We start from the raw sequence: 14253 nt of genomic DNA on the forward strand, positions 1-14253 counted from the left end.
AACATATTATATCAACATAGAAAGGTGTACATCTATGAAAAATTCGAATCGAAGTATATTAATAGGTGCTGCTATGCTGATGGCTACCTCAGCTATCGGGCCTGGTTTTCTAACCCAAACGACAGTATTTACTGAGCAGCTGTTGGCAAGTTTTGGCTTCGTCATCCTCATGTCCATCATTATCGACATCGGAGCGCAAACGAACATTTGGCGCATCATCGCTGTCAGTGAGAAAAGAGCCCAGGATATCGCAAATGATGTCCTGCCTGGCTTGGGTTACTTTTTGGCTGCTCTTATAGTAGCCGGAGGACTTGCCTTTAATATAGGAAATATCGCCGGGGCAGGACTTGGTACAAATGTACTATTTGGTATTTCTCCTCAACTCGGTGCTGTATTAAGCGGTGTCTTAGCTATTGGAATCTTTTTAGTAAAAGAAGCTGGACGTGTCATGGACCGTTTCACACAGATCCTCGGATTCGTTATGATCGGACTTACTATCTATGTCATGTTTACTGCTCAGCCTCCAGTAGGAGAAGCGGTAACTAAAACATTCGTACCTGACACCATTGATTTTCTAGCCATCGTTACTTTAGTGGGTGGAACGGTAGGTGGATACATTACATTTGCTGGCGGACACCGTTTAATTGAAGCGGGTTTAAAAGGAAAATCAGCCTTACCCGAAGTAACTAGAAGCTCCGTTTATGCCATTGGAGTCGCTTCCATAATGAGAGTTTTCTTATTCTTAGCCGTACTAGGCGTCGTGTCACAAGGTTTTGCTTTAGATGAAGGGAATCCTCCAGCTTCAGTATTCCAATTAGCAGCAGGAAATATCGGATATAAAATGTTCGGAGTGGTCATGTGGGCTGCTGCAGTAACCTCTGTAGTAGGGGCAGCTTATACTTCAGTTTCTTTTATACGGACTTTCAGCCCAACATTAGAGAGAAACCACAGATATTTAACAATCAGCTTCATTGCTATTTCCACTCTTGTATTTGCGTTTGTCGGGCAACCGGTCAGCATTCTTGTTCTCGTAGGATCCGTAAACGGTCTTATTCTACCTATCGCTCTTGGAGTTATGCTTATCGCAGCTCATAAATCTAAAATTGTCGGGACGTATAAACACCCGATTTGGATGACTGTATTTGGTATTTTCGTAGTCATTGCTATGTCTTATATGGGTATCTATACTCTTATTGATGGAATCCCTTCATTATTTGAATAATTAAAGTAAAACAGCCGCGGCGAAAGTCACGGCTGTTTTACATCAAATATAAACTCCATCGTTTCTTTTTGAGCATTTGCTTCCTCAATCGTTATAACACCGATTTTCACCTTGTGATCCAATACTTTGTATAATTCAGTCAAATACTGATCTCTTAGTCTGTCATCTTTTGACAGGACATTGTAAAGTGCCTCTTCATTTGCTTCCTGAGGACTTTCCCCTAACGCCTCTTCAATTTTCATTTCTAAATCATGACTCATGATCCATTCCCCGTCTACAAAGCGAATCGTCGAAACCTCTACTTCTTCAGCTAAAGTCTTATGAACCATATCTAAATCCGAATACTCAACTCCACAGCCATTCATTAACAATAGCATTAGAAATGCTACTAAAATCTTCATGTCAATTCCCCTTTAAATTAGATTGGGCGACAATCTGTGACATGGTCTTTAACTGGAGGCTTCACGAAGAGACAAAATATTTCCCCGGAAATAACTATATTGAATTACAGGTAATGATAGTAATCTATACCCCAATATTTGAAAAAACAACAAAAAGCCATCCAATTTTTAAAATTAGATGGCTTTTCATAGAGATTCAATATTTGCTTTTATGAATTATAGTCCTGGATCATTTCATTAGCCTTTTGTACTTCAGACTCTGGCACTTGCAAGTAATAAATATCATCAATTCTCGTGCCGCTTCCTGTGATTTGGTAGGTGGATATATCTTTACGGGCACCGCGATAATCAGTAGCAAGATCACGCATATCTTCAAACTGCATATTTGTAGCGACATTGCCTCCAAGAACATCCATAATATCACCGATCTTATTCACAGCATTTATGTTTGCCCCCCGATCCAGAACCCCCTGAATCACCTGGCGTTGTCTTTCATTTCTTCCTGCATCTCCCTGAGGATCATCATACCTCATGCGAACCCATGCCAGAGCTTCTTCACCGTCTAAGTCAATTTCCCCTTCAGAAAACGATTCTCCAGAGTAGTCGAAGGCGAAATCATTATCGACTGTTATCCCACCAACAGCATCAACTAATTGTCCTAACCCTTCCATATTCATGCGCACGTAATAATCCAGATCGATATCCAGAAAATTTTCTACTGTATCAACTGCCATGTTGCTGCCACCAAAAGCGTAAGCATGGTTGATTTTATCATCAAAACCCTCACCTACAATTTTAGTTCTAGTATCACGCGGTATACTCACCATTTGTGATCGTTCATTTTCAGGATCGAGCGTCATAACAATCATTGTATCAGATCGTCCTCTATCATTTTCCCGCTCATCTACCCCTAGTAATAGGACATTGATTGATTCTTTTGATTCCACTTTTTTCTTAGTAGCTTTATGGTCTATCCCAGTCACCGTCTCATGGATGTCATTATCTACAGTTGATTTCACATTATTATAAATTGAAAATAAGTAGACCGTAATCCCTACTCCAAGGAGCAAAATAACTGTGAGCGTAATCCAAAGCCATTTTTTGCTCTTCTTATGTTTTTGCACTCTTCTTTCCATTCGTACACCCCTTCATTCTCTGTATGTTCATTATAGAATAGTTAAGACTTGTTTTGTAAGATATTTTAAATATTTTGTCATAGATTGACTTGTAATGTCATTAAAAATCCCCCACGGGTATCACCCGCTGGCATAGAAAGGTCAGTTTCCTCTATGAGGTCTTAACATAGACATTAAAAAAGAAGGAAATAAAGGAAGATTTCCCTTCATTTCCTTCTTTTTGTTCATCCCCCTTTTCTTTCTTCTAACTGGTCTGTGATGAGCATATGACCAGGCGCGTGGGATATCATAATTTCGGGTTTTGCATTCAGGCATACATTTTGGGGCGTCACACCACAGGCCCAAAATACAGGCACTCGTTCTTCGTCATTAAATGAAATGCTGTCTCCATAATCTGGGCTGTGTATATCATTGATTCCAATCTCTTCAGGATTCCCTATATGCACAGGGCCTCCATGGGAAGTTTGAAAGTGTTCCGTTATTTGAGAAGCACGTTCAATTTCACCTTGTTTCAGAGCCCTCATACTGACCACCATATTACCTTCGAAATTTCCTGCTTTCTCGCATGGAATATTCGTTTTATACATAGGGACGACACGTTTTTGCTGTTGGTGAAGAAGCTCTATTCCATCTTCAAGCAATGCTTTTTCAAACGTAAAACTGCATCCAATCAAAAAAGTTACAAAATCGTCACGCCAATAATCTTGGATGTCATTCACCTCTTCCGTAAACTCACCACTTCGATAAATTCGATATTTGGGAAGGTCCGTACGAATATCCGCATCCGCGACTTTTGGCTTTGTAACTCCGGCCTCTAGTACATCTACTACCGGACAAGGCTTTGGATTCCTCAGGCAAAATAATAGAAAATCAAACGCAAATTCTTTCGGCAAAGTGATCATATTCGCCTGCAAATAATTGTCACACATTCCTGAAGTAGTCCCGTTATCTTCTTGTTTTCTAAATATCTGACGCTGATCATATGGTTTCATAGCTCATATCCTCCTCTCCCTTTAATATACCAAATAACAGAATTAGAATAAGTAAAAAAACACGACTTGTCGTTAAGTCGTGTTTTTTCCTTATGTTTTCGAAGCTACTTTCAAATGCAATCGATAAAATGCTGAGAAGGCTAAAAAGGCTACAAGAGAGCCTGTGAACAATGGTATTAACAGTGGAAATATATAAAGACTGATATACAGAACAATTCCAGAGCTGATAACTATAGTCAAGAACAGCAGAGGACTGCCTATAGTCATCAAGAAAGCTTGCTTGAATGAGGCACGCAGCTTTATGTCATAATGTACAAGGACATTAAAGAAATTAATAGTAAATACGAACAGCAAAATTCCCATCACTAGAAATGCATTCATCAAAAAAGTGTTACGGCTTGAGAAATAATAAACATCTGCAGCAAGAACGCCCCAGAGGACTACAAATATTATTCCCCCGAACATACTCTTGACGTAATTATCTTTATAATGTTTCAAATATGAATATTCGATTAACCCCTCTTCTTCTTTTCTCACCCACTCCCGTGCCTTAGCGAATAACGCGGTTGTAGCTGGAAAAAACACAAAGGGAGCGATACATGCTAATGGAACTAATAAATAAGCGATCATTTCGTTGCTTTCTATGTATAATAAACTAAGAAGAAGGAGACCTACCGGCAAATTGAACAAGGCCCATTGCAAGTTCCCGAGGGTGAACCTCGTAATCCACTCACTAACTACATAAAATCCACCCATAAAGCCTGATCTATTCGCCATAGAGATCACTCCTTCTTCTCAACTGTTAGGCCCACCACATATCTGCAGGCGGTTCTTCGATGTTAACTGCTTTCAAGTTCTTAACGGCTTGGTTAAAACCCTCGCTAATCGACATAATCGGGTCTTCGTGCTCAATGCTGATGACATAATCATATCCATAAGTTCGAAGGGCACTTACAATATTAGACCATTCCTGGATCCCATGTCCATACCCAACAGAACGGAAACTCCACGCTCTTGTTTTCACTTCCGAATAAGGCTGCATGTCGGTCAATCCGTACATGTTGACGTTTTCCTGATCGATGTACGTGTCTTTAGCATGGAAGTGATGGAGAGCATCTGCTTTTCCGAGGATCTTAATAGCTGCTACCGGGTCGATGCCCTGCCACCATAAGTGACTCGGATCAAGATTTGCTCCAACAGCTTCATTTGTAGCTTCGCGAAGCTTAAGCATAGTATGTGGTGTATGCACAAGGAATCCAGCATGAAGTTCCAATCCAATTTTTACACCGTGCTCTGCTGCAAACTCTCCTTGTTCTTTCCAATAAGGAATCAGCTTCTCATTCCATTGCCATTCAAGTACATCGGAGTATTCAGCTGGCCATGGTGTGACAGGCCAATTAGGCGACGTATCCGTTTTTGAACCTCCGGGTGTCCCTGAGAACGTATTAACGACAGGCACATCAAGCAGATTGGCTAATTTGACCGACTTGACGAACGCTTCGTGGGACTCCTCTGCGAATTTTTCATCAGGAGAGATCGGGTTGCCGTGGCAGCTGAATGCACTGATCGTCAGCCCTCTTTGATGAACCTTATCCAAGTACTCTTTTCGCTTCTCTTCACTTTCTAAAAGTTCATCCACGTTACAGTGTGCCGTCCCTGGGTAGCCTCCTGTTCCAATCTCCACAGCTTTCAATCCCGATTCCTTTGCTTTATCGAGCATTTCTTCGAATGAAAGATCGGAAAACAATACCGTAAATACGCCTAATTTCATAAGTAATTCCTCCGTTCTTGTTTATGATAATTTAATACTTGTACCTGTTTCACTGCTTTTATATATGGCTTCCATCAGCTTTGTGACCTTTAACGCCTGTTCCGGCTTGACGATAAGATCTGCATTACCTAAGCAGGCGTCGACAAAATTTTTCGCTTGGTTAAATCCTGCTCCAAGTTTGTCCTCAGGAATGTTAGGCTGACTGTTCCAAACCGCTCCATACTTCGTCTGATAAAGCTGGAATGGGTAGACGTCCATTCCACCATCCACCCCTGAAATGCTAAGAGTGGTCTGGTCTTCTTTAACGTTAGCGGCCCAAGAACACTCAAACTGCATAGACAACCCATTCTTGAACGTTATATAACTGGTAACATGGTCATCGACATTGAAGGTTTCATGATCAAATGCCCCCCAATCGTTTACCTGACCAGGAGTTTTGCTCAGCCGATCATACGTCTTACCGATTACTTCTACCGGTTCAGGATCATCGAGAAGCCATAAAGCTAAATCAAGCAAATGGCAGCCGAAATCGATTAGACTTCCGCCTCCTTGCAAATCTTTGTTTGTAAAGACACCCCAGCCTGGCACTTTTCGCCTGCGCATCGCTTGAATACGGCTGACCAGCGGGTCTCCGATCTCGCCCTGAGCAATCGCTTCCTTCGCAAGTTCAGCTTCAGGGGTATATCGGTAATGATAAGCGATGGATAACAAGCGGTCATTATGTTCAGCTGCTGCTATCATCGCTTCTCCTTCTTCTGTGGTAATAGCCATCGGTTTTTCACAAAGAACGTGCACACCCGCTTCCAGTGCGGCAATAGCTATTTCTGAATGAAACTTATTGGGCGTGCAAATGGTTACTGCATCGACTTCTGAGAATAGTTGATTATAATCTTCAAACACTTTTGGAATATCGAAGTTTTCGGCTACAAGGTGAGCACGATCCATGTTCACGTCCTGTACGGCTGTCAGCTCAACCTGGTCAACCATCCCTGCAAATGCCGGAATGTGACGTTCCTGTGCAATTCCTCCAACTCCGATGATTCCCATTTTAAACTTTGACATCTAATCACTTCGCTAACTGTGTAATTTTACGGGTCTCGCCAGATTCTAGAGCTGCTAAAATCACTTCGAGAGAACGCTTCCCTTCTTCTCCGTCAATCAAAGGCTTTTTATCCTCCACGATTGCTTCTACAAAATGATCGATAACTCCCGTGTTGGTCTGGCCGCCTTCATCATTCGATTGAATTTGCCCTAATTCGTATTTAACTGTTTCTCCTGACGTGTACTGGGCGATTAAAGAGTAGGACGGATCATCCTCAAGACGAAGCATGCCCTTTTCCCCATAGATCACTGTGGAATTGTCTTCACCAGCGTTATACGCCCAGCTTGCGGTAAGGGTTCCTACGATTCCACTTTCTGAACGCAAGATACAAACTGCATTATCATCTACAGTAATTTCAGATTTAGCATTATTTTCAATAAATCCTGCTACATCTGCAAACTCTTCTCCAAGTACATGTCGGAGAAGATCCGCTTTATGTACACCAAGATCCCCCATTGCACCTATGAAAGCTTGATCTTTCTTGAAAAACCAGCTATTCTCACCATCAGCGCTCCAGCCTTCTGGACCTCCATGCCCAAAAGTGGTACGGAAGCTGTATATTTTCCCTAACTCACCGGCAGCGATCAATTTACGAGCTTTTTCGTGAGAAGCTACAAAACGCTGATTATGAGCGATCATTAATTTTTTACCATTTCGTTCTGCTGTTTCAATCATTTGATCAGCTTCCTCGCGTGACGTAGCCATGGGTTTCTCACACAGTACATGAGCCCCTGCTTCTAAAGCAGCGATGGATACAGGAGCATGCAAGTAATTTGGTAGACACACACTTACAGCATCTACTTCTTCCTTACTGAAAAGCTCTTCATAATCTGTATAGGATTTGGCTCCAAAAGCTTCAGCCGTTACCATTGCTCTCTCTTCAACGATGTCACACACCGCAACGATATCCACGTGTTTGTTTTCTTCATACTCCAATAAGTGACGATTTTGCGCTATACTCCCGCAGCCAATGATGGCAACTCTTAAGTTAGACATTACCTGTTCCTCCTTCAGAAATTATTTTTCAGAAATGTGTTCTAGCGGTTGTGCATTCCCGTATACATTCTTAGGTGTACCGCCGTTATTCACCCATTTAACTCCATTACGGATCACTTTTTGTACATCTTCATGATAATAGGTTGGGTACGTTTCATGTCCTGGACGGAAATAGAAAATCTTTCCGCGTCCTCGTTTGAATGTAGCTCCACTTCGGAAAACCTCGCCACCTTCAAACCAACTTACAAATACCAGCTCGTCCGGTGCAGGAATATCAAAATGCTCGCCATACATTTCTTCTTTTTCAATATCAATGTATTCCCCTAGACCTTCTGTAATCGGATGTGTAGGATCTACTACCCAAATACGCTCTTTGTCATCGGCTTCGCGCCACTTCAAATCACAAGTCGTACCCATCAATTTTTTGAAAACTTTAGAAAAATGGGCAGAGTGAAGGACAACAAGCCCCATCCCATCAAGTACACGCTGTTTTACTTTTTCAGCCACTTCCTCTGTGACCTCTTCGTGAGCTTTGTGGCCCCACCAGACTAACACATCCGTATCTTCAAGAACCTCATCCGTAAGACCATGCTCTTCTTCATCTAGAGTTGCCGTACGTACAACGTGTTCATCACCTTCAAGAAAGCCCGCAATCGCACTATGAATTCCTTCTGGGTAAATATCGGAAACTACCTTATTTTCTTTTTCGTGTCTGAATTCATTCCATACTGTTATATTCATCAATAATCACTCCTCCATTTAATTAGCATCCAATTCTTTTATACCGGGGTTGTAGGGTTTGCAAGAATCCCTTTCGACTATGCTCGTCGGGATGATTACACCTCTCTTGACCATTTCCGGTGTATGCAAAATATTAATTAAACCATCTGAAGCTTCGTACCCAAGTTGATAAGGATTTGTGTCCACAGTAGTTAATGGTGGATTAGCTAATTTTGCAATCATCGTGTTATTAAATCCGATAATGCTTACATCTTCCGGCACCTTAATTTGTATTTCTTGAAGTGCTGCCATTACTGTCAATCCATTATAATCGTCTGTGATCACTAGCCCTGTAGGTCGTCTCGGGGTATTCATCATTTTTTTTACCACTTCTTTTCCATTCTCCACAGAATCACTTAAGTCAATGCTTTGCACTGATTCAGGTTGAATGTCAATGCCGTGTTCTTCGGCCGCCAGCTTAAAACCCTGGAGGCGATCCTTAGCAACTTCAAACTTAAGATCCCCTCCGATAAAGCCTAAGTCTTTGTGACCAAATTCAATTAAATAATTCGCGGCTTCTCGGGCAGCTTCAACATTATCATTATCAACATACATGAATTTATTGGCTCCGAATAGAGGTTTCCCTACGACGACAAATGGAAAATTATGTTCCATTAAATAAGGTACTACTTTATCATCTTTTTTAGAGTATAGAACAATAATTCCGTCTACACGTTTCCCCTGGACCATTTTGACCACATCTTGAAATATGGTTTCCTCAGATTCACCTGTCGTCAGGTTCAAATTATAATCCCTCGTGTGACAAGCCTCACTGATCCCCTTAAGTATTTCTGAAAAAAACGGGTTCTCAAATGAATGGGTGGCAGAGTCTTTCATCACAATTCCGATAGTCTGCGTCGATTGGCGGACAAGCACTCGCCCATTGATATTTAAATGGTAGCCCATCTCCTCCATTATTTTCCTTACTCGTTTTTTAGTAGTTTCACTTATCCTTGGACTATCAGATAATACCCGGGACACAGTGGATGGCGCCACATTGGCTTTTTTAGCAACATCTTTAATAGTGACGGACACGATCATCCACTCCTTGAAAGTTTATTTAACTGCGCCCTCAGATACACCTTGTATAATTTGTTTCTGTGCGAAGAAGTATCCAATAATTACTGGGATGATCGCAATGGTCAAACCAGCCAGAGCCAAATGCCACTGTTTAGTATATTGCCCAAAGAAGAAGAACATTTTCAATGGAATCGTTGCATTTGATTCACTTAAAACAAGTGAAGGTAATAAGTAGTCATTCCAAATCCAGATGACATTCAGGATTCCAACCGTAACGGAAATCGGCTTTAATAGTGGGAAGATAATAAACCAGAATAACTGGAAGCGGTTGGCACCATCGATGATTGCAGCCTCATCCATTGATTTAGAAACGCCAGTCATGGCGCCATGATACAAGAAGATTGATAAGCTGCACCCGAATCCTAGGTACATAAAGATCAATCCGCCGGCATTCAGCATATCTGCCTGTCCGAATAAAGCGACAAGCGGAATCATTACCGACTGGAATGGGATAAGCATAGCGGCAACAAATGTAAAGAACATAAACCCGCTCAGCTTACTTTTATTACGTGCCAGAGCATATCCAGCCATCGAAGAGAAAAGGATGATGATCGCGACACTTAATCCAGTAATCAACGTGGAGTTGAATAAGGATTTCAAAAACTCTAGATCGATGAAAGCTTCCACGAAGTTCTCAGTAATCCATTCTTCAGGAAGACCAAGAACCCCGGTGAAAATATCACGTTTTGTTTTGAAAGCATTCACAAGCATTAAATAAAATGGAGAGATCCACAATAGGCCAAGAATGAGCCCCAGGACTTCGATTGAGATTAAATTTCTCTTTTCATTGTTCTTTTTCATTACATCTCAACCTCCCGCTTCTTGTTGTAATACACTTGTGTCAGTGCCACAACAGATACAATTAAGAAGAAGATAACAGCTTTTGCCTGAGCGTAAGCCATATCGTTATCAGAAAACGCTGTGTTTACGATTTCCATTGCAACCATTTGAGTCTGGTTCGCTGGTCCGCCATTTGTAAGAGACAAGTTCTGGTCATAAATCTTGAAAGCCATGGAAAGCGTTAAAAACATACTAATCGTAAAAGCTGGTGCAACAAGAGGGAACGTAATATTTTTAAAACGTTGAAATGCGCTAGCTCCATCAATTTTTGCAGCTTCGATCAGATCCTTAGGAATATTTTCTAAATAAGCAATGTAGATGATCATGATGTAACCAGCCATCTGCCAGCAAGTAAGTATGACGATTCCCCAGAAACCTGTGTTAGCTGTAGATAACCAGCCATTAAACCCTTCGATTCCTGTTAAATTACCGATATCTCCAAACACGCTGATGAATATGAACTGCCAAATGAAACCTAAGATTAAGCCACCAATTAAGTTGGGCATGAAGAAGACAGTTCTAAGAAGACTGCTGCTTTTAAGATTTCTTGTTACAATCAAAGCTAATCCTAACCCGAAGATGTTCAATAAAATAACAGCAACGAAAGCAAATTTAGTAGTAAACCAAATCGAATTCATGAACTCATCTTCCTGAAACAAACTTATGTAGTTTTCCAAGCCAATAAATGCGGTTGCTCGGATACCATTCCAATCAGTAAATGAATAGATAAAACCATAAATGAAAGGGATAACGACGACTATTCCAAGACCCAGTATTACTGGAGTAAGGAAGAGCCAAAAAGCAAGGCTTTTATTTTTCATATTGTTTTCCTCCAATGCGGATCACGCGAACTTTATGAAAAAGTTTTGGCGAGTTATTTTATGAGAACGATTTCAGAAATATGGTGAAGTTGAACATCTCATCTATTAGGCTGTCTATATGTCTAAACACCCTAATAGAAAAGATATTCATAATGGTCACACCAGGGGTATGACTCCATACCCCTGGCGACCATAAAATCATTACTGCCTTGAGCTTTCCCAACCGGAGATTGCTTTTTCTTCTACTTCTTCCCACTCAATATCGCCGCCAAGGTATTCCTGCATGGCCGATCCAAGGGAATCCTCAGTCCAGGAAGTCGGAGCTCCCATGAATACCCATCCAAGTGTTTCTTCTGCGGATGCATATTCATATACTTCTTGAGAAATAGGGTCAGCTATGTTTTGATCTTCATAACCTTCATAAGCTGGTATAAACTTAAATTCTTCCGTTACAAATTTCTTACCTTCATCAGAAGTATACATCCAGTCCAAGAAGTCTTTACTAGCCTGAATCACTTCTTCTTCTGACTCATTGTTTACAGCCCAGTTGTTTGAAACTCCAACCGGAAGCTTTCCTTCTTGTCCTTCAACCGGAATCGGCAGAAGACCTACGTTACTTTCAGCAAATTCAGGGTCCATGGATTCAATAGTATTGTATACCCAGTTCCCTTGCTGAATCATGGCTACATTACCAAGAGAAAAATGCTCTTCCACTTGTTGTGAGTAATCAAGACTCAGAACTGGTCCTACAGAGTAATCCGCCTGAAGATCTAAGAAACGCTTCATTTGATCTCCCTGTTCAAATTCAACAGTATCTGCTTCATAAGCCGTAGTAAGGTTGTTATCAAATTCTGTAGCAAGGAATGTATTCGCTAAGTGGTTTCCAAGTACCCACTGCTCTTTAGCTGGTAAAGCGAAGGGAGCTTCAATTCCAAGATCATCCTTTTGTTCATCGATTGTTTGAACAGCTTCTTCTAAGTCGTCCATAGTTGTAATAGATTCAGGATCAATCCCTGCATCTTCAAAGACTTGTTTATTGTATAGAAGCCCGTAGCCTTCCTGGTTAAAAGGAAGTCCTAAAATTTCTCCATCGCGTTCAACTGCTGAAAGCGTTCCTTCCAGTGCTGCACCTGCAGCTTCTGTGTCAGAAAGGTCAGTCAAATATTCTTCGTACTCATCTACATCAGCTGGTCCCCCGACGTTGAAGATGTCAGGTTCTTCTCCCGATGAAAATGATGTTTTCAGCGCCTGTCCGTAGTCATTACCTCCACCAACGGTTTTAACATTGATATTTACATCTGGATTTTCTTCTTCATACATGTCCGTCAGTTCCTCAAATTGATCCTTGAACTCTACTTTAAATTGAAAGATATCTACTGTCACTTGATCCTCTGACCCACCTGATTCTGAATCATCTGAACCTGATGAAAAGGAACAGCCTGCTAAAACAGTTGAAGCTAATAGTGCTGAAGCAACTCCTGTATAAAACTTTTTCTTCTGCATGTAATACACTCCCCTATCAATAATTCGTTTGTAATGAATGCGCTTCCACTATCCACTAAAAAAATATGTCTTACCGCCTGCTAGTTTACTAGATTGATCAGCATTCACTTTGGAAAATTAAATTTCATGCGCACTCGTTTGCATCAAGATATGTAGCAAAAGTGCACAAGAAGCATGAATGCGCTACAACTGCATTACTGTCAGTATTGATAGCGGTTCAGTGAATACGTTTGCACAAGTTCATTAAACAAACTATACCATGTGCTTTTTTAAAAAACAACATCATTTTATTATTAATATTAGTAGATTTCACTTGTAATAATAAGGAAAAAGCAGGTCTTCTCAAGCGCAACAAGGGTTTCAAGGCAAACGTTTTCACAATTTCGCTTTTTTTAATTACTCTTAATTTTTTCATTGAACTATTGGATACTATGAATTTCGGCAGAAAATTTGGATTTTTCTAGTATGTTTTGTATGATCAAAAAGAATACACATGATCTTATATTTCAGAAAAGAGGGTTTCTATGAAAACAATACCAGTAGCCGTGCAATTGTATACTTTACGAGATGAAACCGAAAAAGATTTCGAAGGAACATTAAGAAAAATAGCTGATCTCGGGTTTGAAGGTGTTGAATTTGCCGGGCTTGGCGATTACACAGCTAAAGAGATGAAGGATTTGATTGATGAACTGAACTTAAAAGCTGCCTCTAGTCACGTTCCGCTTGAACAGATCAAAAATAACCTCACCCAAGTCATAGAGGTGCAAAAGACGCTGGGAAGCAAGTTTATTGTATGTCCCTATTTTGAACCTGAGAGTGAAGAGGATTATAAGGAGCTTATCTCCTTGTTAAAACGAGCCGGGGAGATGTGCAACTTGGAAGGAATAACCTTGTGTTATCATAACCACGACTTTGAATTAGAAAAACTTTCTGATGGAAGAACGGCTCTTGAAACAATATTTGATGATACCGAAAAAAACACCCTGAAAACGGAGTTGGATATCTACTGGCTCGAGAAGGCAGGCGAAAGCCCAATTAATTGGATCGACCGTTATAAAGGGCGCACCCCTCTTGTCCATCTTAAAGATATGACAAACGATGAAGAAAAGTTTTTTGCTGAATTGGGTACTGGTGGAGTCGATGTGGATGCCGTATTGGCAAAAGGTGAAGAAGCAGGTGTGCAATGGTGGATCGTCGAACAGGACGAGAGTCGACGTTCTCCATTGGAAAGCTTGGAAATCAGTATGAACTATTTGAAAAAGAAACTCCCCCATCTATCTGAATAATGCATGTAACTACTATAAAGAATCTTCCATACAAGTAGAAAGTTCCTGTACTTTGAAGAAAATATAAAAAGTGCTTAATTATTACACTGAAACAAAGTTTGTATAGCACCATAAATAATAGTATAAGCAACAATAAAAAAACGCCTGGATTTAAAAATCGAGCGTTTTTTTATTGTTCCATTGCCTTATTCCACTAAAGCTCCCTTTAGTGGAAAACTCAGTTTCGAGACATAATGAGAATCTAGGAGCTCCGGGAAACGGATCGCTTTCCGGGGGGCGGGCGCTGAGCCTCCTCGAGCTTCGCTCTCCGGGGTCTCACCTGT

Annotated in this window: 14 protein-coding genes; 2 read left to right on the forward strand and 12 right to left on the reverse strand. The window is 40.9% G+C overall.

The window, feature by feature from the left end; genetic code table 11:
- Nucleotides 1–34: 34 nt before the first annotated feature.
- On the forward strand, nt 35–1222 hold the full coding sequence (locus LF817_RS09145) for an NRAMP family divalent metal transporter (protein ID WP_253935489.1): 1188 nt from the start codon (nt 35–37) through the stop codon (nt 1220–1222).
- Nucleotides 1223–1248: 26 nt separating this feature from the next.
- Here LF817_RS09145 and LF817_RS09150 read toward each other — a convergent pair whose 3' ends face one another.
- From LF817_RS09150 to LF817_RS09205, 12 genes are all read right to left on the reverse strand, one after another.
- Nucleotides 1249–1623, reverse strand: a complete 375-nt coding sequence (locus LF817_RS09150; RefSeq protein WP_253935490.1) for a hypothetical protein — start codon at nt 1621–1623, stop codon at nt 1249–1251.
- 209 nt (nt 1624–1832) lie between these two features.
- On the reverse strand, nt 1833–2759 hold the full coding sequence (locus LF817_RS09155) for an LCP family glycopolymer transferase (RefSeq protein ID WP_253935491.1): 927 nt from the start codon (nt 2757–2759) through the stop codon (nt 1833–1835).
- Between the two features lie 224 nt (nt 2760–2983).
- On the reverse strand, nt 2984–3751 hold the full coding sequence (locus LF817_RS09160; RefSeq protein ID WP_253935492.1) for a putative hydro-lyase: 768 nt from the start codon (nt 3749–3751) through the stop codon (nt 2984–2986).
- A 90-nt stretch (nt 3752–3841) separates the two neighbouring features.
- Nucleotides 3842–4528, reverse strand: a complete 687-nt coding sequence (locus tag LF817_RS09165; RefSeq protein WP_253935493.1) for a YesL family protein — start codon at nt 4526–4528, stop codon at nt 3842–3844.
- Between the two features lie 25 nt (nt 4529–4553).
- Nucleotides 4554–5522, reverse strand: coding sequence for a sugar phosphate isomerase/epimerase family protein (locus LF817_RS09170; protein WP_253935494.1), 969 nt, complete (start codon nt 5520–5522; stop codon nt 4554–4556).
- Nucleotides 5523–5543: 21 nt separating this feature from the next.
- The gene (locus LF817_RS09175) at nt 5544–6584 is read right to left on the reverse strand and encodes a Gfo/Idh/MocA family protein (RefSeq protein WP_253935495.1); all 1041 of its coding nucleotides are present in this window, start codon (nt 6582–6584) and stop codon (nt 5544–5546) included.
- 4 nt (nt 6585–6588) lie between these two features.
- Nucleotides 6589–7620 carry a Gfo/Idh/MocA family protein gene (locus LF817_RS09180; RefSeq protein WP_253935496.1) on the reverse strand — a complete coding sequence of 344 codons (1032 nt, stop codon included), beginning with the start codon at nt 7618–7620 and terminating at the stop codon, nt 6589–6591.
- A gap of 21 nt (nt 7621–7641) precedes the next feature.
- Nucleotides 7642–8361 (reverse strand): ThuA domain-containing protein, encoded by a 720-nt coding sequence (locus LF817_RS09185; protein ID WP_253935497.1) that lies wholly within the window; start codon nt 8359–8361, stop codon nt 7642–7644.
- A gap of 18 nt (nt 8362–8379) precedes the next feature.
- Entirely contained in the window at nt 8380–9435 is a 1056-nt protein-coding gene (locus LF817_RS09190; protein ID WP_253935498.1) for a LacI family DNA-binding transcriptional regulator, read from the reverse strand.
- A gap of 21 nt (nt 9436–9456) precedes the next feature.
- A complete protein-coding gene (locus LF817_RS09195; RefSeq protein ID WP_253935499.1) occupies nt 9457–10281 on the reverse strand; it encodes a carbohydrate ABC transporter permease in 825 nt (274 codons plus the stop codon).
- A complete protein-coding gene (locus LF817_RS09200) occupies nt 10281–11141 on the reverse strand; it encodes a carbohydrate ABC transporter permease (protein WP_253935500.1) in 861 nt (286 codons plus the stop codon). Before LF817_RS09200 ends, LF817_RS09195 begins: the two co-directional genes overlap by 1 nt.
- Nucleotides 11142–11342: 201 nt before the next feature.
- Nucleotides 11343–12644, reverse strand: coding sequence for an ABC transporter substrate-binding protein (locus LF817_RS09205; RefSeq protein WP_253935501.1), 1302 nt, complete (start codon nt 12642–12644; stop codon nt 11343–11345).
- Nucleotides 12645–13168: 524 nt separating this feature from the next.
- On the opposite strand from LF817_RS09205, the gene LF817_RS09210 reads away from it, so the two are divergent.
- Entirely contained in the window at nt 13169–13930 is a 762-nt protein-coding gene (locus tag LF817_RS09210) for a sugar phosphate isomerase/epimerase family protein (RefSeq protein ID WP_253935502.1), read from the forward strand.
- Nucleotides 13931–14253 lie beyond the last annotated feature (323 nt).

The sequence above is a fragment of the Halobacillus sp. A1 genome (assembly GCF_024189295.1).
Taxonomy (GTDB): domain Bacteria; phylum Bacillota; class Bacilli; order Bacillales; family Halobacillaceae; genus Halobacillus_A.